General features: G+C 67.4%; 22 protein-coding genes. 15 read left to right on the top strand and 7 right to left on the bottom strand.

Annotated elements, in window-relative coordinates:
• Nucleotides 1-13: 13 nt before the first annotated feature.
• From EV580_RS03365 to EV580_RS03330, 8 genes are all read left to right on the top strand, one after another.
• Nucleotides 14-814 carry a thymidylate synthase gene (locus EV580_RS03365; RefSeq protein ID WP_133691010.1) on the top strand — a complete coding sequence of 267 codons (801 nt, stop codon included), beginning with the start codon at nucleotides 14-16 and terminating at the stop codon, nucleotides 812-814.
• Nucleotides 811-1,290: a dihydrofolate reductase gene (locus tag EV580_RS03360; protein ID WP_133689713.1), complete on the top strand. Its 480-nt coding sequence runs from the start codon at nucleotides 811-813 to the stop codon at nucleotides 1,288-1,290. The genes EV580_RS03365 and EV580_RS03360 overlap by 4 nt, the downstream gene beginning before the upstream one ends.
• Nucleotides 1,287-2,498 (top strand): winged helix-turn-helix domain-containing protein, encoded by a 1,212-nt coding sequence (locus tag EV580_RS03355; RefSeq protein ID WP_133689712.1) that lies wholly within the window; start codon nucleotides 1,287-1,289, stop codon nucleotides 2,496-2,498. Before EV580_RS03360 ends, EV580_RS03355 begins: the two co-directional genes overlap by 4 nt.
• A gap of 102 nt (nucleotides 2,499-2,600) precedes the next feature.
• Nucleotides 2,601-3,707, top strand: coding sequence for a GGDEF domain-containing protein (locus EV580_RS03350; protein WP_133689711.1), 1,107 nt, complete (start codon nucleotides 2,601-2,603; stop codon nucleotides 3,705-3,707).
• A gap of 18 nt (nucleotides 3,708-3,725) precedes the next feature.
• Nucleotides 3,726-4,478, top strand: a complete 753-nt coding sequence (gene thyX / locus EV580_RS03345) for an FAD-dependent thymidylate synthase (protein WP_133689710.1) — start codon at nucleotides 3,726-3,728, stop codon at nucleotides 4,476-4,478.
• A gap of 25 nt (nucleotides 4,479-4,503) precedes the next feature.
• Nucleotides 4,504-5,406, top strand: coding sequence for a 4-hydroxy-tetrahydrodipicolinate synthase (gene dapA / locus EV580_RS03340; protein WP_133689709.1), 903 nt, complete (start codon nucleotides 4,504-4,506; stop codon nucleotides 5,404-5,406).
• A complete protein-coding gene (locus tag EV580_RS03335) occupies nucleotides 5,403-7,082 on the top strand; it encodes a ribonuclease J (protein ID WP_133689708.1) in 1,680 nt (559 codons plus the stop codon). Before dapA ends, EV580_RS03335 begins: the two co-directional genes overlap by 4 nt.
• 38 nt (nucleotides 7,083-7,120) lie before the next feature.
• Entirely contained in the window at nucleotides 7,121-8,383 is a 1,263-nt protein-coding gene (locus EV580_RS03330; RefSeq protein WP_133689707.1) for an MFS transporter, read from the top strand.
• Here the strand turns inward: EV580_RS03330 and EV580_RS03325 are convergent.
• From EV580_RS03325 to EV580_RS03315, 3 genes are read right to left on the bottom strand one after another with little or no spacing between them, the layout of a single operon-like run.
• Entirely contained in the window at nucleotides 8,344-9,321 is a 978-nt protein-coding gene (locus EV580_RS03325) for a heme-dependent oxidative N-demethylase family protein (protein WP_133689706.1), read from the bottom strand. The two genes, EV580_RS03330 and EV580_RS03325, sit on opposite strands and share 40 nt — an antisense overlap.
• Complete coding sequence (locus EV580_RS03320; RefSeq protein ID WP_133689705.1) at nucleotides 9,318-10,241, bottom strand: PDR/VanB family oxidoreductase; 924 nt, start codon at nucleotides 10,239-10,241, stop codon at nucleotides 9,318-9,320. Before EV580_RS03320 ends, EV580_RS03325 begins: the two co-directional genes overlap by 4 nt.
• Entirely contained in the window at nucleotides 10,238-10,819 is a 582-nt protein-coding gene (locus EV580_RS03315; RefSeq protein ID WP_255497106.1) for a dimethylamine monooxygenase subunit DmmA family protein, read from the bottom strand. The genes EV580_RS03320 and EV580_RS03315 overlap by 4 nt, the downstream gene beginning before the upstream one ends.
• On the opposite strand from EV580_RS03315, the gene EV580_RS03310 reads away from it, so the two are divergent.
• The gene (locus EV580_RS03310) at nucleotides 10,809-12,296 is read left to right on the top strand and encodes a TLP1 C-terminal extension domain-containing protein (RefSeq protein WP_133689704.1); all 1,488 of its coding nucleotides are present in this window, start codon (nucleotides 10,809-10,811) and stop codon (nucleotides 12,294-12,296) included. The two genes, EV580_RS03315 and EV580_RS03310, sit on opposite strands and share 11 nt — an antisense overlap.
• Here the strand turns inward: EV580_RS03310 and EV580_RS03305 are convergent.
• Entirely contained in the window at nucleotides 12,293-13,108 is an 816-nt protein-coding gene (locus tag EV580_RS03305) for a mycofactocin-coupled SDR family oxidoreductase (RefSeq protein WP_133689703.1), read from the bottom strand. The genes EV580_RS03310 and EV580_RS03305 overlap by 4 nt on opposite strands.
• 3 nt (nucleotides 13,109-13,111) lie before the next feature.
• On the bottom strand, nucleotides 13,112-13,426 hold the full coding sequence (locus EV580_RS03300) for a putative quinol monooxygenase (protein ID WP_133689702.1): 315 nt from the start codon (nucleotides 13,424-13,426) through the stop codon (nucleotides 13,112-13,114).
• 195 nt (nucleotides 13,427-13,621) lie between these two features.
• Between EV580_RS03300 and EV580_RS03295 the strand changes: the two genes are divergently transcribed.
• On the top strand, nucleotides 13,622-16,144 hold the full coding sequence (locus tag EV580_RS03295; protein WP_133689701.1) for an FtsK/SpoIIIE family DNA translocase: 2,523 nt from the start codon (nucleotides 13,622-13,624) through the stop codon (nucleotides 16,142-16,144).
• A gap of 21 nt (nucleotides 16,145-16,165) precedes the next feature.
• Here the strand turns inward: EV580_RS03295 and EV580_RS03290 are convergent, their stop codons facing one another.
• Complete coding sequence (locus tag EV580_RS03290; protein ID WP_133689700.1) at nucleotides 16,166-16,666, bottom strand: amino-acid N-acetyltransferase; 501 nt, start codon at nucleotides 16,664-16,666, stop codon at nucleotides 16,166-16,168.
• 54 nt (nucleotides 16,667-16,720) lie between these two features.
• On the opposite strand from EV580_RS03290, the gene pgsA reads away from it, so the two are divergent.
• From pgsA to pspM, 5 genes are all read left to right on the top strand, one after another.
• Complete coding sequence (gene pgsA, locus EV580_RS03285) at nucleotides 16,721-17,326, top strand: CDP-diacylglycerol--glycerol-3-phosphate 3-phosphatidyltransferase (protein WP_133689699.1); 606 nt, start codon at nucleotides 16,721-16,723, stop codon at nucleotides 17,324-17,326.
• The gene (locus EV580_RS03280; RefSeq protein ID WP_133689698.1) at nucleotides 17,304-17,792 is read left to right on the top strand and encodes a CinA family protein; all 489 of its coding nucleotides are present in this window, start codon (nucleotides 17,304-17,306) and stop codon (nucleotides 17,790-17,792) included. The genes pgsA and EV580_RS03280 overlap by 23 nt, the downstream gene beginning before the upstream one ends.
• 72 nt (nucleotides 17,793-17,864) lie before the next feature.
• Nucleotides 17,865-18,200, top strand: coding sequence for a transcriptional regulator ClgR (gene clgR / locus EV580_RS03275; RefSeq protein WP_133689697.1), 336 nt, complete (start codon nucleotides 17,865-17,867; stop codon nucleotides 18,198-18,200).
• Between the two features lie 120 nt (nucleotides 18,201-18,320).
• Nucleotides 18,321-19,121 carry a phage shock protein PspA gene (gene pspA, locus EV580_RS03270; protein ID WP_133689696.1) on the top strand — a complete coding sequence of 267 codons (801 nt, stop codon included), beginning with the start codon at nucleotides 18,321-18,323 and terminating at the stop codon, nucleotides 19,119-19,121.
• 15 nt (nucleotides 19,122-19,136) lie between these two features.
• Entirely contained in the window at nucleotides 19,137-19,967 is an 831-nt protein-coding gene (pspM, locus tag EV580_RS03265; RefSeq protein ID WP_133689695.1) for a phage shock envelope stress response protein PspM, read from the top strand.
• On the opposite strand, the gene EV580_RS03260 is transcribed toward pspM, so the two are convergent.
• Nucleotides 19,964-20,407, bottom strand: a complete 444-nt coding sequence (locus EV580_RS03260; protein ID WP_133689694.1) for a limonene-1,2-epoxide hydrolase family protein — start codon at nucleotides 20,405-20,407, stop codon at nucleotides 19,964-19,966. The genes pspM and EV580_RS03260 overlap by 4 nt on opposite strands.
• Between the last annotated feature and the right edge of the window lie 38 nt (nucleotides 20,408-20,445).

The raw sequence follows: 20,445 nt of genomic DNA, 5'->3' as shown, positions 1-20,445 counted from the left end.
TAAGCTGAGCGGCGTGCCGATCGCCACGCCGTACGAGGATCTGCTGCGACTTGTGCTCGAGCAGGGCACCCCGAAATCCGACCGCACCGGCACCGGCACCCGCAGCCTGTTCGGCCACCAGCTGCGCTACGACCTATCGGCCGGCTTTCCGCTGATCACCACCAAGAAGGTGCACCTCAAGTCGATCGTCTACGAACTGCTGTGGTTCCTGCGCGGCGACTCCAACGTCGCCTGGCTGCAGGAGCACGGCGTGAGTATCTGGGACGAATGGGCTTCTCCCACTGGCGATCTCGGTCCGGTCTACGGCGTGCAGTGGCGGTCGTGGCCGACGCCGTCGGGTGAGCACGTCGACCAGATCAGTGCCGCTCTGGACCTGCTGCGCACTGACCCGGACAGCCGCCGGATCATCGTCTCGGCGTGGAACGTCGGCGAGATTCCGCAGATGGCGCTGGCGCCGTGCCACGCGCTGTTTCAGTTCTATGTGGCCGACGGACGGCTGAGCTGCCAGCTCTATCAGCGCAGCGCCGACCTGTTCCTGGGCGTGCCGTTCAACATCGCCAGCTACGCGTTGTTGACCCACATGATGGCCGATCAGGCCGGCCTGGATGTCGGGGAGTTCGTGTGGACCGGCGGTGACTGCCACATCTACGACAACCACATCGAACAGGTCACCGAGCAACTGAGCCGTGACCCGCGTCCGTACCCGGAACTTGTTTTGGCTCATCGTGATTCGATCTTCGATTACCAGTTCGAGGACGTCGAGATCCGCAACTACGATCCGCACCCGGCGATCAAGGCGCCCGTCGCCGTATGAGTATTGGCCTCATTTGGGCGCAGTCGACCTCAGGTGTCATCGGCCGCGACGGCGGTATCCCGTGGCGCCTGCCCGAGGACTTGGCGCGCTTCAAGGACCTCACGATGGGCCACACCGTGGTGATGGGCCGGCGCACCTGGGAGTCGCTGCCCGCCTCGGTGCGGCCGCTGCCGGGCCGGAAAAATGTCGTACTCACCCGGCAAGCTGACTACATGGCTGACGGAGCGACCGTGGTGAGCGGGTTGGACGAGGTGACCGACGACAGTGCGTGGGTGATCGGCGGGGCGGAGATCTACCACCTCGCCCTGCCCCTGGCGACGCACTGTGAGGTGACCGAACTCGACGTCGACCTGCGCCTGCAGGACGACGACGCGCTGGCACCCCTCCTCGACGAATCGTGGGTCGGCACGTCCGGGGACTGGCAGACCAGCACGTCAGGGCTGCGCTACCGGTTCCATCGCTACTTGCGCGCATGACCCGGCTGTCTGCCGATCAGGCCCGGCGAGTCGCCGTGTCGGCGCAGGGCCTGGCCGAGCCCAAGCCGCGCGGACCCGTCACCCGGGCACACCTGCGTCGGCTGATCAATCGCATCCAGGTGCTGCAACTGGACTCGGTGTCGGTGGCGGTGCGCGCCCACTACGCGCCGGTGTTCAGCCGGCTCGGCCCCTACGACCGCGATGTGCTCGACAGTGCGGCATGGAGCCACAGTGCCCGCGCGCCGCGGCTGCTCGTCGAATACTGGGCGCACGAGGCCGCGCTGATGGCCGTCGAAGACTGGCCGCTAATGCGTTGGCGGATGCGCGAATACAGCCACGGGCGGTGGGGTACCGAGATCGTCAAGAAAAACCCCCGGCTGGCCGAGAACATTCTCGCCGCGGTCGCCGAGCGCGGCCCGAGCACCGCGGGGCAGATCGAGGCGCACATGGAATCCGAACCACGTGGCCGCAAGGGCCCGTGGTGGGACCGCAGTGACACCAAGTGGGTGGCCGAGGCGCTGTGGTCCTCGGGGGCGTTGACCACCGCCACCCGGGTCGGGTTCGCCCGGCACTACGACCTCAGCGAGCGGGTGCTGCCGCCCGACGTGTTCGCCCGCGACGTCGACGACGTCGAGGCGGTGCGGGAGCTGATCCTGCGCGCGGCCGGCGCGCTCGGGGTGGGCACCGAAACCGATCTGCGCGACTACTTCCGGCTGAACCCCAAGCAGAGCAAGCCGGCGGTCGCCGCGCTGGTCGCCGAAGGTGAGCTGGAGGAGGTCGAGGTCGACGGCTGGTCGGCTCCGGCCTATCTGCGCGCTGGGCAGACCGTGCCGCGGGTGGACCGTGGCACCGCACTGCTGTGCCCGTTCGACCCGCTGATCTTCTTCCGCCCGCGGGTCGAGCGACTGTTCGAATTCCATTACCGCATAGAGATTTACACGCCCGCACCCAAGCGTCAGTTCGGTTACTACGTGTGGCCGTTTCTGCTCGACGGGCGCCTCGTCGGTCGCGTCGACCTCAAGGCCGAGCGGACCAGCGATCGGTTGAACGTGGTCGGCGCGTTCACCGAGCCGGGTCATGAGCCCGCCGTCGTCGCGCCCCGGCTGGCTGCCGAACTCCGGTCGATGGCGTCCTGGCTGGGACTTGCTGATCTCACGGTCGGACGACGCGGAGATCTGGCGCCCGCTCTGCGGCAAGCCCTGCGCTGACGCGAACACCGTTGTCGCGCAGGATGATCAGACCGACCTGCGTGAAGTTGCTATGACAGCCCTCCCACATCACTACCATCGGGGGCAAATCACGGTCACAGCATGGGGCGCGGGGGACAAGTGCACAGCATCGGTCTGTGGTGGCGGCAGCCAGATCACTATGACTGGCTGTCGTCCTACCTGAAGGCCCGCCACCTTCAGCCGTTCATGCGCGGGCTGATGTTCGCCGTGTTGCTCACGATCGCTGCCGCGATCGCGCTGGCCCTGGCCAGCCCGTCCGGGCCGCAGACTCCCGCGCAGCGCATCGTCACCTGCCTGGCCAGCGCCGTGCTGGCAGGTACGGCGCTGTGGTACCTCTGTCGGTGGCCGACTCGCATTCAGTCGCAAGTGTTTTCGATCTCAGGTAATGCGTGCGTGGCGGCGGGCGTCCTGGCGGAGTCCGATCCGCGCACCGCCATGATCGGCGCGGTGGCTTTCGTCGGGCTGGCCGGCTACGTCGCGTTCTTTCACACCGCACCGCTCCTGGTTCTGACACTCGGCACCGGCGTGGCCACAGCAGCTGTCAGTGCCGTGCGGATCGCGATGACCGGCGATACCGCGATGGCGGTGGCCAAGTTGCTCATCCTGTGTGGCGGAATGTTGGCGGTCCCATTCTGCGGGCAGGTCCTCGTCCACTGGTTGTCGATCGATGCCGTGAAGTCGTCGACCGACACGCTCACCGGTCTGCCCAACCGCCGCGGTTTCTTCCGATCCGCGCGCACGCTGTTGCGGCAGGCGGACTACCGATCCCGGCCGTACTTCACGGTCGCCATGATCGACCTGGACGGCTTCAAGAGACTCAACGACACCATGGGCCACCCGACGGGCGACGCGGTTCTCGTTGCCGTCGCCGACAGCCTCCGGCACGCCAGTGGAAGCGACACCGCGATCGCCCGGGCCGGCGGCGAGGAATTCCTCTTCGCCCAGTTGGCCACCCTCGACGACGCGCGGGAGCGCACCGAGGAGTTGCGCAGGGCCATCGCCGCTCTTCCGTGGGGCGTGACAGCCAGCCTGGGTTTGGCGTCGACCGTGATTCGCGCCCCGGCGCTCAAACCGCTCGAGCTCATCGAATGGCTGATCGCGAGGGCCGACGCCGCCATGTACGACGCCAAACGCAGCGGCGGGAATCAGATTCGGTATGCCGGGGACCTGACCGGTGACGGCGCGTAAGCGCACTAAGGTGAGCCCGTGGCAGAGATCGCGCCGCTGCGCGTGCAGCTGATCGCCAAGACCGAGTTCCTGGCGCCTGCCGACGTGCCCTGGGACACCGACGCCGACGGTGGCCAGGCGCTGCTCGAGTTCGCCGGGCGCGCCTGCTATCAGAGCTGGTCCAAGCCGAATCCCCGGACGGCGACGAACGCCTCCTACCTCAAGCACATCATCGATGTCGGCCACTTTTCGGTGCTCGAGCACGCGTCGGTGTCGTTCTACATCACCGGCATCTCGCGATCCTGCACGCACGAGCTGATCCGGCACCGGCACTTCTCCTACTCTCAGCTGTCGCAGCGGTACGTGCCCGAGAACGACGCCCAGGTCGTCGTGCCGCCCGGACTGGAGGACGACCCGGAGCTGCAGCAGATCCTGCTCGAGGCGGCCGACGCCAGCCGCGCCGCCTACCTGGAGCTGCTGACCCGGCTGGAGGCCAAATTCGCTGACCAGCCCAACGCGATGCTGCGGCGCAAGCAGGCACGTCAGGCGGCCCGCGCGGTACTACCCAATGACACCGAGACCCGGATCGTGGTGAGCGGCAATTACCGGGCCTGGCGGCATTTCATCGCGATGCGGGCCAGTGAGCACGCCGACGTGGAGATTCGCCGGCTCGCGATCGCCTGCCTGCGTCAACTGGCCGACACCGCACCCGCGGTCTTCGCCGACTTCGAGATCAGCGAACTGGCCGACGGCACGGAGGTCGCGACGTCCCCGCTGGCTACGGAGGCATGACCCGGAGCGGGTAATCTAGGTGTCCGTGAGCACCAGCGGAATCGATGTCAGCGCCCAGTTGGGCACCGTTCTGACCGCAATGGTGACTCCGTTCAAGCCCGACGGCACGCTGGACACGGTCGCCGCCGCGCGGGTAGCCACCCATCTGGTCGATTCCGGCTGCGATGGCCTGGTGCTGTCCGGCACCACCGGTGAGTCGCCGACCACCACCGACGCGGAGAAGCTGGCCCTACTGCGGGCGGTTCTCGAGGCCGTCGGCGACCGGGCCCGCATCATCGCCGGCGCCGGCACCTATGACACGGCGCACAGCGTGCACCTGGCCAAGACGGCTGCCGCCGAGGGTGCCCACGGCCTGCTGGTCGTCACGCCGTATTACTCGCGGCCGCCGCAGTCGGGTCTGGTTGCGCACTTCACCACGATTGCCGATGCCACTGATTTGCCGGTGATCCTCTACGACATCCCGCCGCGCTCGGTCATCCCGATCGAGTGGGACACCATGCGCACCCTGGCTGCGCACCCCAACATCGTCGCGGTCAAGGACGCCAAGGCGGACCTGCACGGTGGTCTGCAGATCATGGCCGAGACGGGCCTGGCCTACTACTCCGGTGACGACGCCCTGAACCTGCCCTGGCTGGCGATGGGCGCGGTCGGTTTCGTCAGCGTCTGGGGACATGTCGCCGCCAGCCAGCTGCGAGACATGTTGACCGCCTTCAACTCCGGTGACATCGCGACCGCGCGCAAGATCGGTGTCACGCTGGCACCGCTGAACGCCGCGCAGACCCGCCTCGGCGGGGTCACCTTCGCGAAGGCCGGCCTGCAGCTGCAGGGCATCGACGCGGGCGAGCCACGGTTGCCGCAAATGTCTCCCACCCCAGAACAACTCGACGAACTGGCCGCCGACCTGCGTGCGGCCGCAGTGTTGCGATGAACGAGGAGCTGTCACCTCCCGGGCCACTGGCCCCGGGAGGTCTGCGCGTGACCGCGCTGGGCGGCATCAACGAAATCGGCCGCAACATGACCGTTTTCGAGCATCTCGGCCGCTTGCTGATCATCGACTGCGGTGTGCTTTTCCCGAACCACGATGAACCCGGCGTCGACCTGATCCTGCCGGACCTTCGCTTGATTGAGGACCGGCTCGACGATATCGAAGCCCTGGTCCTCACCCACGCCCATGAGGACCACATCGGCGCGATCCCGTATCTGCTGAAGATGCGCGCCGACATCCCGGTGGTGGGATCGAAGTTCACCCTCGCCCTGGTGGCCGCGAAATGCCGTGAGCACCGGGTCAATCCGGTATTCGTCGAAGTCGCCGAGGGACAGCGCAGCACCCACGGGGTGTTCGAATGTCAGTACTTCGCGGTCAACCACTCGATTCCGGACGCGCTGGCGATCGCCATCCACACCGGCGCCGGCACCGTGCTGCACACCGGCGACATCAAGCTCGATCAGCTGCCGCTGGACGGCCGTCCGACCGACCTGCCGGGCATGTCGCGCCTCGGCGACGCCGGAGTGGATCTGTTCCTGTGCGACTCGACCAACTCGGAGATTCCCGGGGTCGGGCCGTCGGAAAGCGAAGTCGGGCCCAATCTGCACCGGCTGATGCGTGGCGCCGAAGGCCAGCGGGTGATCGTGGCGTGCTTCGCCTCCAACGTCGACCGCGTGCAGCAGATCGTCGACGCCGCAATCGCATTGGGCCGCCGGGTCTCGTTCGTCGGGCGGTCCATGCTGCGCAATATGGCGATCGCCCGGGAACTGGGATTCCTGAATGTCGACGACCAGAACGTCGTCGATATCGCGATGGCCGAGGAGATGATGCCCGGACAGGTGGTGCTGATCACCACCGGCACCCAGGGCGAGCCGATGGCGGCGCTGTCGCGGATGTCGCGCGGGGAACATCGCAGCATCACGATCACCTCCGACGACCTGATCATCCTGTCGTCGTCGCTGATCCCGGGTAACGAGGAGGCCGTTTACGGCGTCATCGACGACCTGGCCAAGATCGGCGCCCGAGTGGTCACCAATCAGCAAGTCCGGGTGCATGTTTCGGGTCACGCCTACGCTGGTGAGCTGCTCTTCCTCTACAACGGGGTGCGGCCGCGCAACGTGATGCCGGTGCACGGCACCTGGCGCATGCTGCGCGCCAACGCCAAGCTGGCCGCCCGTAGCGGCGTGCCCGAGGAGAACATCGTGGTCGCGGAGAGCGGCGTCAGCGTCGACCTGGTGGGTGGCCGGGTCTCGATCGCGGGTGCGGTGCCGGTCGGAAAGATGTTCGTCGACGGGCTGATCTCGGGCGACGTGGGCGAGGCGACGTTGGGTGAGCGGCTGATCCTGAGCTCGGGGTTCGTGGCGGCGACGATCGTGATCAATCGCGAGACCGGGCGGCTGGCCGGCCCGCCGCACCTGTACTCGCGTGGCTTCTCCGAGGACCCCAAGGCGTTGGAGCCGGTCACCCGCAAGGTCGAGGCGGAGCTGGAATCGCTAGCCGCCGAGAAGGTCGCCGATCCGGTCCGCATCGCGCAGGTGGTGCGGCGGACGGTCGGTAAGTGGGTGGGGGAGACCTATCGGCGCCAGCCGATGATCGTGCCGACCGTCATCGAGATTTAACGTCCGCTCGCTCTGAGATTTCCTATGCTTTCTGAGTTATGGCGCGCCCTTTGCAAGGCGGACAGAACTATCGGGTGCTGCTGACCCAGGGCACCTTCTTCAAAGTCGGCGTCCAGGTCAGCAGCATCTCAGCCGTCATCCCGTACATGGCCGATCAGCTGGGCAGTCCCGCCGTGGTGGTGGCGTTGCTGGCGCCGGCGTTCACCGCGGGCACCATGGTGGGAACGATGCTCGGCCCCAAGGTATTACGCATGGCCGTGTCGGTCACCGGCTTGCTGGTCGGCATCGCGCTCACCCAGGCCACTCTGACCGCGCTGGTGGCACTGGACATCGCGCTCGCGCCACGCTGGCTGTTCGCCTATCCACTGCTGCTGGCGTGCCTGCTCATCGGCACCGTCACCGGAAGCTCACAGGTGGTCTCACCGATGGCGATGTCGGCGCTGCTGTCGGCGCAGGAGCGCGGCGACCTGATGTTGCGACAGGCGGGGTACAGCGGCGCACTCGTGGTCCTCATCACCGCCTTCACGGCGGGCCACCTGCTGCCGGATTCGCCTCGCTGGCACGACGCCGACCTGCTCTGGGTCTCCGTGGTGGCGATGCTGGTGGGCGCGGTGTGCTGCGCGACGCTGCGGGCCCCTGGTGTGGAGTTGGCGCGCGGTCCGGCGCGGATGATCGACACGCTGCGCGAGGGGCGCACTCAGTTACTGAACAACCGATGGCTGCGGCAGTTTATGACCACCAACCTCGTATTCGTCCCGGTGATCCTCACGCCCACGTTCTATGCCATCTATGCTGCCGAGTTCCTCGCCGAGAGCGTCAAGGTGGACCAGTTCCTGGTCTTCGTCGGGGTTGGTCTGCTGGCCGGGATCCCGCTGTGGCGGCTGGTGCGCAGGCAGTGGGGTGCGCGCGGGGTGTACCTGTGTAGCGCATTGATCAGTGTGGTGGCGGCCGCGCTGTGCATCGCGTCGCAGCAGTGGCACGTCGTGCCGGGTCTGTGGGCGTTCGGACCCGCCATGCTGCTGTCGGCGGTCGCCAACCAGGCTCTGCTGCCCGCCGCCTACGACTGGATCTTCGGTCATGCCGACGGCGCCGACGCGGCCGTTCTCATCAGCTGTACCCACATCGTCATCAGTGTGGCAATGATCGTCTCGGGCTTCGCCCTCGGCCTGATCGCTGAAGGTGCACCCGCCGTGTGGCCGTTGGTGACGATGTTGGTGCTCACCGCTGTCGCGGGTGCTTCAGCGCTACGGGCTCCGGGTGTTCAGCGCGCGCCGAGCCAGGACACCGCGCGGTCCCGATAGGTGCTGAGCCCCTTGTATTCGACCATGTCATAAGGCAATTCGGCGAGCACCGCAGCCATCCGGGTGCGCCACTCGTCCACCGTCGCGATATCGACCAGCGGCAGCATGTAGCTGCGGATCAGAAAGCAGATCGCCCCGGACTCGGGCAGCCGGATCAGATGCTGGACCTCCACCCGCAGGTGGATCAGCCGGCCGAAGGCATCGTCGTCGAGCGCGTCGAGGTGATCGCGGTCGGGCAGCCACTCGGGAAATGCTTCGGTGGAGACGTCCAGGCGCCGTCCCACCGTCATCGACCAATTGGTCCGGCGGTACATGTCGTTGGGCTGCAGGCGCATCAGGAATTCCCGCGCCCGGGTGATCACCCCGGTCTCGCGCAACCGGGGAACCGGCCCGTGGATCTCCAGGAACGTCATCCCGACGTCGAAACCGAACGACCAGCCCGCGGCGAAGGTCACCACACCCGCATCGGCGAAGAGGTCGCCATCGCGCTGGTCGAGCAGCACGATGTCCTCCTGAACCTGGTCGGCGATGTAGGCCAGCGGATCGCACGGCAGGCTGGACTCGTCGCCGATCACGAAATCCTGTTCGATACCCAGCAATTGGTTGCGCCAGTGCCACCTGTCGCCGTCACGGGTCAGCGACATCGTGTCCGGGTAGGCGGTGGCGAGCTCGGTCATCAACACCATCAGGGTGTCCCAGCACGCGACGCGCATGTGCGGCAGCACCGCGTGACGTGACGGGTCGGCCGCCAGAATGCGGCGCCGCTCGGCGATCTCATGGGCGTACTCGCTGTCGATATCCACCACCCGCTGGCCCCACTGCCCGGTCGCGGTTTCGACGACGACCGCGGCGGGGGAGATGTTCGTGCTGTAGCGGTAGGAATCGGCGGTGTAGGGAAAAGGGAACGACGCCACCAGATCCGGTGCGGATACGGTCATAGGTCCAACTCCACCCGGCCGGTCCCGCGGGAGACGCAGGCCATCATCGAGTCGCGGCGCTGCTCGGCGGTGAGGTAGAGGTCGCGGTGCAGCACCTCGCCTGCGAGCACCGGCACCCGGCATTCGCCGCACACACCCTGATGGCACAGGCTGGGCACATTATGCCCGTGAGCCGTCAGCGACTCCAGCAGCGAGACACCCGACTCAACCGTGAAAACATCGCCACTGCTTGCCAATTCGACCTCGAATGGGTCACCGGGTGCCAGCTCGCCGCCGAAATGCTCGACGTGGATGCGGCTGGCCCGCCAGCCCAGGTCGGTGGCGGCGACGACGACGTCGTCGATGAATTGGCTTGGGCCACAGAGGTAGAGGTGCGTGCCGAACGGCTGTCCGGCCAGTGCTGCCTTGAGCTCGTGGAGAAATGCCGCGCGGTCGGTGAAGAACGACGCGTGGTCGGTGAGCGAGGCGATCTCGTCGACGTAGGCGCCGCGGCCCTCGCGGTGGATGTACAGCAGTCGCACGTCGCGGCCCCAGCGCCGGGCACTGCGCAGATGCGAAATCATCGGAGTGATTCCGATGCCGGCGGCGACCAGCAGGTGTCGGCTGGCGCGCAGGACCGGGGCGAACGCACTGCGCGGCAGATGAGTATGGATTGTGCTGCCCACCCTTAGTTCCCGGTGAATCCAGCGTGATCCACCACGGCCCTGCGGGCATTCGAGCACCGACACCACATATTCACGGGGTGCGGCGGTCTCGCCGGTCAGCGAATAGGCGTTGGCGCCGCCGGCCCACTGGATGACGATGTGGCTGCCGGGAGTGAAGGACGGCAGCACACCACGATCGGCGCGGGCCAGGCTCAGAGTCCTGATCCCGGGCACGTGATCGTCGATCGTGACGACCTCCAGCGTCAGCGCGCTCATGGTGCCCGGTCGGCAGCGGTCGCGAATCCGAGGTGGGCGCCGAGCCGCCGCGAGACGTGGTGGTAGACGAACAGCCCACGGCCGCAGGCGGGGCAGGGGATCTCGTCGGACAACCCCGCGGAAGCCGTCGTGGTGATCCGGCAGTGCGCGCAATAGATCTCGCGGGTATCCACTTCGGTGCTCGCGACGGTGATTTCGTCGTCGGCCGCGCCGGCTTCCAGTGCGCGGGCGCGGACCCGCAGGCACATGTGCGCGGGACCCGCCAGCAGCAGCCGCCAGCCGACCACCGCGTCCGCGAGGTCGGTGTCCAGTGCGGCGCGGGCCGCGTCGGCATCGGTGACGAGATGCACGCGCGGTTGGGCCTCAGGATGCTCGGCGATGATCTGCGCCGTCCATTGCTCAGCGATCTCCGCCGCGTCGGTCCCGATGGCGAGCACCGTGTAGTGCCGGCCGGTCAGATCGGCGGTCGGACAAGCGGGTTCGACGGCCCACGCCGGGACGCTGGTGAGGTCCAGATCGGGTGTCATCGTCACCCGATCGTAGTGCAGCGTGTGGTAGACAGCTTGCGTGTCAGCCATCGACCCGTCGACTCCAGTTCTCGTCGGCTGGCATGCGCTCAGCCGCCGCGACCATGATCCTCGCGACGGTCAGGAAGCAGCCGACCTCATGGCAAGCGCGGCGCGTGGGGCGTTGCAGGCATCGGGTGTGGACGCCGCCGACATCGACTGGATTGGTGCCACCGCGGGCCTGACCCGGTACGCGGATCCCGCGCGGCTGGTGGCGGACCGAATCGGCGCCGCCGACGTGCACACGGTGCTCGCGCATATCGGCGTGATGCAGCAGTCACTGGTCAGCCACGCCTGCCGGGCCGTCCAGACCGGGACTCACCGCGTGGCGCTGATAGTCGGTGGCGAGGCGCACTATCGGAAGGTCAGGGCGGCCGCCCGCGGGCACGATGTGCCTGTCACCACCCAGGCGGCGGGTGTGGTGCCCGACGAGTCGCTGACCTCGCCGGATTTCGACGCGAGCATGTCACACCCGGCAGAGGTCGCCGCCGGGCTTTCCGCCACTCCGGCGTACTACGCCCTGATCGACAGCTTTTGGCGCAGTCAGAACGGGCAGGGGGTCGAGGAGCGCCGCGACGAGATCGCCCGGGTGTACGCCCGATTCGCCGAGATCGCGCAGAAGAACCCGGATGCGGTGCGTGCCAACGGCTATCGTCCAGACGAGCTGCGCAACCCGTCGGAGAGCAATCCGATGCTGGCGTTTCCCTACACCAAGTTGTTGTCGACGACCTGGACCGTCGATCAAGGATGCGCGCTGGTCATCACGACCCACCGCCACGCCGACGAACTCGGCATCCCCGCGGCGGCGCGGCGCTACCCGGCCGTGGCCGTCGAGTCCAATCACGTTGTGCCCGTGGCTGCCCGCACCCGGCTCAGCCAGCCGGCGGCCATGCGGATCATCGGCGAGACGATCTCTCAGCGGATGAAGCGCGACGTGTCCGAGATCGAGCTGCTGGATTTGTACTCCGCGTTTCCCGCACCGGTCTTCATCGGCGCTCAGGCGCTGCGTGTCCCGGCGGGACGAGACCTGACCCTGACCGGTGGGATGTCCTTCGCCGGCGGTCCGCTCAACAGCTATGTCCTGCATGCGATTGCCGCGGCAGCACAGCGATTGACCGGTCCGGACTCTCGTGCCGCGCTGATCAGCAGTGTGAGCGGTTTGTACACCAAGCAGGGGGCGTTGGTGATCACCGCCGAGGCGCCGCCCGAGGCCTTCGAGACCATCGACGTCACCGACGCGGTCGCCGGCGAGGAACCGCAGCTGCCGGTCGCCGTCGACGCTCAGGGAACCGCGCGGATCGTCGCGTATACCGTTGTGTTCGACGGTGATCGGCCTGAGCGGGCGATCGTCGTGGCCGATTTGCCTGACGGCCGCCGCGCCGTGGCCCGCAGCCACGACCAGGAATTGATGGCGTGGGCCCTGGCCGGCGACATCGTCGGCGCCGAGGTGGTTCTCCGCGACGGGATCTTCAGCAGAGACGAGTTCTAGCGCTTGTTGGTAAAACCCGCGTCGACGGGCAACGTGACCCCGGTGACATAACGGCCGGCATCCGAGACCAGATAGAACACCGCGTTGGCGATGTCCTCGGGTTCCAGCGCCTGTACCGGCAGCGCATTGCTCATATCAGGGCCGCCTTGCATCTGCTGAGCGAAGCCTTCGAGCCAGGATCGGGTGAACTCGTTGTCGATCATCGGGGTGTTCACCCCGGCTGGATGCACCGAGTTGACCCGAATATTAAATGCGGCAAGGAAATTGGCGTACGCCCGCATCAAGCCGACCACACCGTGCTTGGCGACGGTGTAGCCGAGTGACCCGGCGACGGGGGCGCCGATGCCGACCAGTCCGGCCACCGAGCTGGTCAGCACGATCGCGCCGCCGTCACCCTGCTTGATCATCGGCTTCATCGCCACGTCGACGGTGTGATAGACCCCGGTCAGGTTGACGTCGATGACGTCTTGCCAGGCGCCGTCGTCGGCCATCGGGGCGATACCGGCGTTGGCGATCACGATGTCGAGCCGACCGAGTTCCTCGATGCCCGCGTAGACGGCGGCCTTCAGCGCCGACCGATCGCGGACGTCGGCCTCGCGGGCGACGATGCGGGCCCCGGTGTCTTCGACGAGCTTGACCGTGGCGGCCATGTCCTCGGGCGTTGCCATGGGATAGGGCACGCTGGCGATCTGGCCGCACAGGTCGACCGCGATGATGCTGGCGCCTTCGGAGGCCAGTTTCAGCGCGTGCGCGCGGCCCTGCCCCCGGGCCGCGCCGGTGATCAGTGCGACTTTGCCGTCGAGTTCACCCATGGCTTAGGGGCGGACCAGGCCCTTGGCGGGGTCGCCGGCCGGAATGGCCTCCAGCATCTTGATGTCCGGGGCACCGTCGAGGTGCTCACCGATCGCACCGAACAGCGCGGTCACGCCGGGCGCGGTGCTGTGGGTCTTGAGGGCCTCTTCATCGGCCCACTGCTCGACGAACACGAACGTCTTGTCGCCCTCGTGGACGGCGTACAGGTCGCACCCAGGCTCTTCGTGGACCGCTGCGACCGCCGTCTTGCAGGCCTCGCGGACGGCATCGACGGACTCGGGCTTGACGGTGAAGCTGGCAACGACGACGACGGGCATGAGCGAGCCTCTCGGGTAGGTGTGACGGCGCTTACGTTAGCCCTACTTCGTATCGGTACGTGATGGGGTCCCGGTGAGCGGCTCAGGGCGCATTTATCGGCCGTTGGCGGGGTTTGTCGCAGTCTGGCAACGACGCGCCGTGTAACGGGTGTTGTGGGTGGTGCAGATGGGGCGATTGGGACTAGGCTGACCCGCATGGCGAACAAGACGGCCGCTCGCTCAAGCGCGCGAACGACCAGGTCAAAGGGTGCGACGCGGTCGGCAAAGCCGGCCCCGCGGCGCAAGCCTGCCAAGAAGCGGAACTCGTCGCCGGTCGCCACCGCCGCAGCAGCCAGTGGGCGGGCTGCGCGGGCGACCTGGCTGATGTTGGCCAAGGGGGCCGGCTCGACCGCCCGTTCGGTCGGTCGAGCCGGTGACATCGAGCCCGGTCATCGCCGAGACGGATTGGCCCTCGGGCTGCTCGCCGTCTCGGTGGTGATCGCGGCCAGTTCCTGGTTCGACGCCGCCCGGCCGGTGGGCGCCTGGATCGACTCGGTGCTGCGCACCATGGTCGGCGGCGCGGTGGTTCTGCTGCCCGTCATCATCTGCGTGGTCGCCGTCCTTCTGATGCGCACCGAGCCCAACCCCGACGCCCGGCCGAGGTTGATTCTGGGCTGCGCGATGATCGCCCTGCCGGTGCTGGGGCTGTGGCACCTGTGGTCGGGTGCGCCGCAGGATCCGGCCGCCCGTCAGCGCGCCGCCGGTTTCATCGGCTTCGCGATCGGGGGCCCGCTGTCCGATGGGCTGTCCCCGTGGATCGCCACCCCGCTGCTCATCATCGCCGCGTTGTTCGGGCTGCTGCTGCTGACCGGCACCACGATTCGCGAAGTGCCCGAGACGGTCTACGCGATGTTCAGTACCCGTGCCCGTTACGACGACGAGGACGAGTACGACGACTACGACGAGCCCGAAGCCGTCGAACCGGCTGAGCCAGAAGACTTCTCCGACGGTTACTACGACGACCCACGGTCCTACACCGACGAGGCCGCGGCCTGGCCGGGAGCCAAGGGCCCGGTCGGCACGCCGCTGGACAACTACCCGCTCGACGAGGATGCGCCCACGGTTCCCGAGCCGGTCAAGGCGCGGCGCAAGAAACCTGCGCCCAAGCCGGAGCCCGCTCCCAAGCCCGTGCAGGACACCAAGGTTCTTGATCGGGTGGTCGAAGGGCCGTACACGCTGCCGTCGCTGGACATGCTGGTCGCCGGTGACCCGCCGAAGCGGCGCACCGCGGCCAATGAGCAGATGGCAGAGGCGATTACGTCCGTCCTGCAGCAGTTCAAGGTCGACGCCACGGTCACCGGCTGCACCAGAGGGCCGACCGTCACCCGCTACGAGGTCGAACTCGGCCCCGGCGTCAAGGTCGAGAAAATCACTGCGCTGCAGCGCAATATCGCGTATGCGGTGGCCACCGAAAGCGTCCGCATCCTTGCCCCGATCCCCGGCAAGTCTGCCGTCGGCATCGAGGTGCCCAACACTGACCGCGAAATGGTCCGTCTGGCAGACGTTCTCACCGCGCCGTCCACTCGTGGCGACCACCGCCCGCTGGTGATCGGCCTGGGTAAGGGCATCGAGGGCGACTTCGTCTCGGCCAACCTGGCCGACATGCCGCACCTGTTGGTGGCCGGCTCCACCGGTTCGGGTAAGTCCAGCTTCGTCAACTCGATGCTGGTCTCGTTGCTGGCCCGCGCGACCCCCGATGAGGTCCGGATGATCCTCATCGACCCCAAGATGGTGGAACTCACACCGTACGAAGGCATTCCGCACCTGATCACGCCCATCATCACCGAGCCGAAGAAGGCGGCCGCGGCGCTGGCCTGGTTGGTCGAGGAGATGGAGCAGCGTTACCAGGACATGAAGGCCTCACGGGTGCGCCACATCAAGGACTTCAACGCCAAGGTGCGCTCCGGGGAGATCACCGCGCCGCTGGGCAGCCAGCGCGTGTACAAGCCGTACCCGCTCATCCTGGCCGTCGTCGACGAGCTCGCCGACCTGATGATGACCGCGCCGCGTGACGTCGAAGAGGCGATCGTGCGGATCACCCAGAAGGCCCGCGCGGCCGGTATCCACCTGGTGCTGGCCACCCAGCGGCCGTCCGTCGATGTGGTCACCGGCCTGATCAAGACCAACGTCCCGTCGCGGCTGTCCTTCGCGACGTCGTCGCTCACCGACAGTCGGGTCATCCTGGACCAGCCGGGCGCCGAGAAGCTGATCGGTATGGGCGACGGTCTGTTCCTGCCGATGGGCGCCAACAAGCCCGAGCGGCTGCAGGGCGCCTACGTCAGCGACGAGGAGATCCACGCCGTCGTGCAGGCCTGCAAGGACCAGGCCGAGCCCGAGTACACCGAGGGCGTCACCAACGCCAAGCCGACCGGGGACCGCAGCGACGTCGATCCCGACATCGGCGACGACATGGACGTCTTCCTGCAGGCGGTCGAGCTGGTGGTGTCGTCGCAGTTCGGCTCGACCTCGATGCTGCAGCGCAAATTGCGGGTCGGGTTCGCCAAGGCCGGCCGGCTCATGGACCTGATGGAGACCCGCAGCATAGTGGGGCCCTCAGAGGGTTCCAAGGCCCGCGAGGTGCTGGTCAAGCCCGATGAACTGGCCGCGACGCTGATGGCGATCCGTGGCGGCGGCGGCGACGACGAAGGCACCGACTACTCGGACGACGACGACTTCTGAAGTTGGTTGAGCGCTCACGCGTCAGAGCTTGAGCAGCATCCGGGTGTTGCCGAGGATGTTGGGCTTCACGTACGACAGGTCGAGGAACTCCGCGACACCGATGTCGTAGGAGCGGCACATCTCCTCGTAGACCTCGGACGTGACGGGTGTGCCCTCGATCTCGGCGAAGCCGTGCCGGGCGAAGAACTCCGTTTCGAAGGTCAGCACGAACAGCCGCTGCAGCTCGAGCTCACGGGCGACCGTGAGCAGCTGGTCGACGACAGCGTGCCCGATCCCGCGGCCCTTGACCTTCGGGTTGACGGCGACGGTGCGTACCTCGCCGAGGTCGGCCCACAGCACGTGCAGCGCCCCACAGCCCACGACCTCGCCGTCGAGCTCGGCCACCCAGAACTCCTGGACCGCCTCGTACAGCGTGACCAGGTTCTTTTCCAGCAGGATCTTGCCTGCGTAGGTGTCGACCAGACGCTTGATGTCGGGGACATCCGAGGTGCGGGCGCGGCGGACGACGACATCAGGGCTCACGGGTGCAGAGTATCGGGCGTGAGGCGCCCGCCTGCCAACCGATATTCTGTTGCGGTGTCGGGACAACCCCAAACCGGTTCAGAAGTCCCGCGCGTGCGGGTGGCCAACGTCGCCAACCTGCTGACCGGTGTCCGGCTGGTCCTGGTCCCCGTCTTACTGCTGGCCCTGTTCGCCGGCGACGGCCACGAAACCACTTATCGGATAACAGCTTTCGTTATCTTCGCGGTCGCGGTCATCACCGACCGGTTCGACGGTTCACTGGCCCGCACGTACGGCATGGTCACCGAATTCGGCAAGCTCGCTGATCCGATCGCCGACAAGATGCTGATCGGCGCCGCGCTGATCGGCCTGTCGATGCTCGGCGACCTGCCGTGGTGGGTGACGGTGGTCGTCCTGGTGCGTGAGCTCGGTATCACAGTGCTGCGCCTGGTCGTCCTGCGTCACGGCGTCATCCCCGCCGGCCGCGGCGGCAAGCTCAAGACACTGGTTCAGGCCGTCGCGATCGGCCTGTTCGTGCTGCCGCTGCACAACTGGCCCTCGCCGTGGCTGACCGTGGCCTGGGTGATCATGTGGGCCGCGGTCGTACTCACGGTGCTCACCGGGATCGACTATGTGGTGTCGGCGATCAAGGACTCCCGTGAGCGATCCGCTGGTCGATGATGCGGCCCGGGCGCTGGTCGCGGCTCTGACCGCGCGCGGTCAGAGCGTCGCCACCGCGGAATCGCTGACCGCCGGGCTGCTCGCGGCCACCCTGGCCGGGGTTCCCGGCGCCAGCGTCGTCCTTCGGGGCGGGTTGGTCACCTACACCGTCGAAACCAAGATCACGCTGGCCGGAGTGCCGCGTGAGCTGCTCGACGACGTCGGCCCGGTCGCCGCCCCGACGGCGGCCGCGCTGGCCGAGGGGGCACGCGACCGCTGCGCCGCGACCTGGGGCGTCGGCCTGACCGGGGTGGCAGGCCCGGAACCGCACGGCGGGCATCCGGTGGGCACGGTCTATCTAGGACTGGCCGGCCCGGGGCCGACGGAGGTCGCCGAACTGGCGCTCGACGGCTCCCGGTGGGACATCCGACTGGGGGCGGTTCGCGAGGCCATCGGCCGGCTGTCCGGCCTGGTCGAGCGAACTTGAGATTTCCTGGGAACCAATTCGGCTCTCCTCGGCGTTGCAGTAGTCAGTGCAATTCTTGGAGGAGGACACCAAATGGCCGTACTGCTGCGTGAGGTGGTCGGTGACGTGCTTCGTGACGCCCGGACCTCGCAGGGACGCACCCTTCGTGAGGTGTCCGATTCGGCCCGTGTGAGCCTCGGCTACCTCTCTGAGGTGGAGCGTGGCCGCAAGGAGGCCTCCAGTGAGCTTCTCAGCGCGATCTGCAGCGCACTCCAGGTTCCGCTGTCGCGGGTACTGACCGACGCCGGGGAGAAGATGGCCGACCGCGAGCGCATCGCCCGGTTGACCGCCGTGCCTGCTCAGGACAGCGTGATCGACGTCGCCACCAAGGTGGTCATCCCGCATCCGGTCGCGATGGCGGTCGCCTGAGCCCGTTTGACCGGGTCAGGTCCGGGTCACATACGTACAGGGGTGTGGCCAGGCATCGAGAACCGATAAATTGGGGCTCGACGATCTCATTGCGGCACTCGATATGAAGGCGGGCATCTGATGGCGAATCCGTTCACCAAGGCGTGGAAGTACCTGATGGCGCTTTTCAACTCCAAGGTTGACGAGTATGCCGACCCGAAGATCCAGATCCAGCAGGCGATCGAAGAGGCCCAGCGGCAGCATCAGGCGCTGACTCAGCAGGCCGCGCAGGTGATCGGAAATCAGCGCCAGCTCGAGATGCGCCTGAATCGCCAGCTCGCCGACATCGAGAAGCTGCAGGTCAACGTCCGTCAGGCGCTCACCCTCGCCGATCAGGCGGTCGCGGGCGGTGACGCCGCCAAGGCCACCGAGTACAACAACGCCGCCGAGGCGTTCGCCGCGCAGCTGGTCACCGCCGAGCAGAGCGTGGAGGACCTCAAGGGCCTGCATGACCAGGCGCTGCAGGCCGCGGGCCAGGCCAAGAAGGCCGTCGAGCAGAACGCGATGATGCTGCAGCAGAAGATCGCCGAACGTACCAAGCTGCTCAGCCAGCTCGAGCAGGCCAAGATGCAGGAGCAGGTCAGCGCCTCGTTGCGGTCGATGAGCGAGCTCGCCGCGCCGGGCAACACCCCCAGCCTCGACGAGGTGCGCGACAAGATCGAGCGCCGCTACGCCAACGCGATCGGGTCGGCCGAACTGGCGCAGAACTCGGTGCAGGGCCGGATGCTCGAAGTGCAGCAGGCCAGCGTGCAGATGGCCGGGCATTCCCGGCTCGAGCAGATCCGTGCCTCCATGCGCGGAGATGCCCTTCCCGCGGGCGGTACCGCCGCACCGGCCACCCCGGCCGTCACACCCGAGGCTGAGAAGCCACTCGGACAGTAGGAGGCGAATTCTTCGATGGCGGTGACACCGGACAAACCGGGATTCGTATCGCGCCAATGGCGTTCGGCCATGCAGCGGGGTATCGACACCGTCAGCGAGTACGCCGACACCGCGGCCCAAAAGCTCAGTGCCGCTGCCGATCCGCGTGCCCGGCTGCTGCGTAAGCGGCGCTGGGCGCTGCGGCTGGGTTTGTTCTTCGGTTTCGCGACGGTGTTCTGGGTGGCGGTGACCGGGCTGCTCGCGACGTGGAGTGTCCCGGTCTGGGGCCTGATCATCACCGGTGTGATCGCCGCGGGTGCTGCGGTTCCGGCGACCCTGTTGCTGTTGCGTTATCGCTGGCTGCGCGGCGAGCCGCTGCCGCCGGCGCGTCAGGTCAGCGGCCGTCGGCTGCCCCCGCACGGATCGGTGGCACGGCCGTCGATGTCGGCGCTGGGTGCCTCCGAGCGGGGGTTCCACTCGCTGCTCGGCGTGATGACACGCGGAAACATGTTGCCGCCGGAGGAAATTCGCGAACTGACCGAGGCCGCGGACCGCACCGCGGCGACCATGGCGGCAACGGCGGCCGAGGTGGTCTCGATGGAGCGTGCCGCGACCGAGACGCCGCATTCGCAGTCGTATCTGGCGCCGACCATCAACGCGTTCACCGCTCAGCTCAATGCCGGCGTGCGCCAGTACAACGAAATGGTCACCGCCGCAGCGCAACTGGTGTCGGCGGCCAACACCGGATCGATGTCGAGCTCGCCGATGTCCCAGCAGCGCTACCGCAACGAGCTGGCCGGTGCGACCGACCGGCTGATGGGCTGGGCGCAGGCGTTCGACGAGCTGGGCCAGCTCCGCCGCGCCTAGAGCGTCGGACGCAACGCAGGCACAACGGCACCGATGAGCCCGCGGGCTGTCGCCTTGAGCATGTCCATCATGTCGAAGTAGTCCCGCCACAGGGTGATTCGGCCGTTGTGCACCTCGAAGACGCCACACACCCAGAACTGCAGCCGCACCGGTCCGATCGCGAGCACGTCGGTGCGTTCGGTCAGCACGACCGGACCGTTGACGGCGATGCGGTGGATCTTGGCTTCGAACCCGAAGCTGGGTCGCTGAAGTCCCTTGAACATCTTGATGGCCCGCGCGCGGCCGCGAATGGTGGGGAAGCCGACGTTCTCGTAGACCAGGTTGTCGTCCAGCTGCGCGTCGGCGGTCGTCAGATCCTGGTCCTGCAGTGCGGCGAGGAAGACCTCGACGGTATGCGCGTTGTCGATGTCGGAGCTCACATTGGTGGTCTGCTCGGTCATGCTCGCCAGCCTATTGAAAAGCGCTGTGGCAGGGTAGG

The organism is Mycobacterium sp. BK086 (assembly GCA_004362315.1).
Lineage (GTDB): Bacteria > Actinomycetota > Actinomycetes > Mycobacteriales > Mycobacteriaceae > Mycobacterium.
This window is presented reverse-complemented; position numbering and strand designations above follow the sequence as displayed.

Bases quoted from the DNA above. Each gene is read 5' to 3' on its own strand.
- EV580_RS03330 (WP_133689707.1), top strand. From the start codon at position 7,121: ATGGCGCGCCCTTTGCAAGGCGGACAGAACTATCGGGTGCTGCTGACC.
- EV580_RS03320 (WP_133689705.1), bottom strand. From the start codon at position 10,241: ATGAGCGCGCTGACGCTGGAGGTCGTCACGATCGACGATCACGTGCCC.
- EV580_RS03305 (WP_133689703.1), bottom strand. From the start codon at position 13,108: ATGGGTGAACTCGACGGCAAAGTCGCACTGATCACCGGCGCGGCCCGG.
- EV580_RS03335 (WP_133689708.1), top strand. From the start codon at position 5,403: ATGAACGAGGAGCTGTCACCTCCCGGGCCACTGGCCCCGGGAGGTCTG.
- EV580_RS03315 (WP_255497106.1), bottom strand. From the start codon at position 10,819: ATGGCTGACACGCAAGCTGTCTACCACACGCTGCACTACGATCGGGTG.
- EV580_RS03350 (WP_133689711.1), top strand. From the start codon at position 2,601: ATGGGGCGCGGGGGACAAGTGCACAGCATCGGTCTGTGGTGGCGGCAG.
- pspA (WP_133689696.1), top strand. From the start codon at position 18,321: ATGGCGAATCCGTTCACCAAGGCGTGGAAGTACCTGATGGCGCTTTTC.
- EV580_RS03325 (WP_133689706.1), bottom strand. From the start codon at position 9,321: ATGACCGTATCCGCACCGGATCTGGTGGCGTCGTTCCCTTTTCCCTAC.
- EV580_RS03260 (WP_133689694.1), bottom strand. From the start codon at position 20,407: ATGACCGAGCAGACCACCAATGTGAGCTCCGACATCGACAACGCGCAT.
- EV580_RS03300 (WP_133689702.1), bottom strand. From the start codon at position 13,426: ATGCCCGTCGTCGTCGTTGCCAGCTTCACCGTCAAGCCCGAGTCCGTC.
- clgR (WP_133689697.1), top strand. From the start codon at position 17,865: ATGGCCGTACTGCTGCGTGAGGTGGTCGGTGACGTGCTTCGTGACGCC.
- EV580_RS03355 (WP_133689712.1), top strand. From the start codon at position 1,287: ATGACCCGGCTGTCTGCCGATCAGGCCCGGCGAGTCGCCGTGTCGGCG.
- EV580_RS03295 (WP_133689701.1), top strand. From the start codon at position 13,622: ATGGCGAACAAGACGGCCGCTCGCTCAAGCGCGCGAACGACCAGGTCA.
- pspM (WP_133689695.1), top strand. From the start codon at position 19,137: ATGGCGGTGACACCGGACAAACCGGGATTCGTATCGCGCCAATGGCGT.
- EV580_RS03360 (WP_133689713.1), top strand. From the start codon at position 811: ATGAGTATTGGCCTCATTTGGGCGCAGTCGACCTCAGGTGTCATCGGC.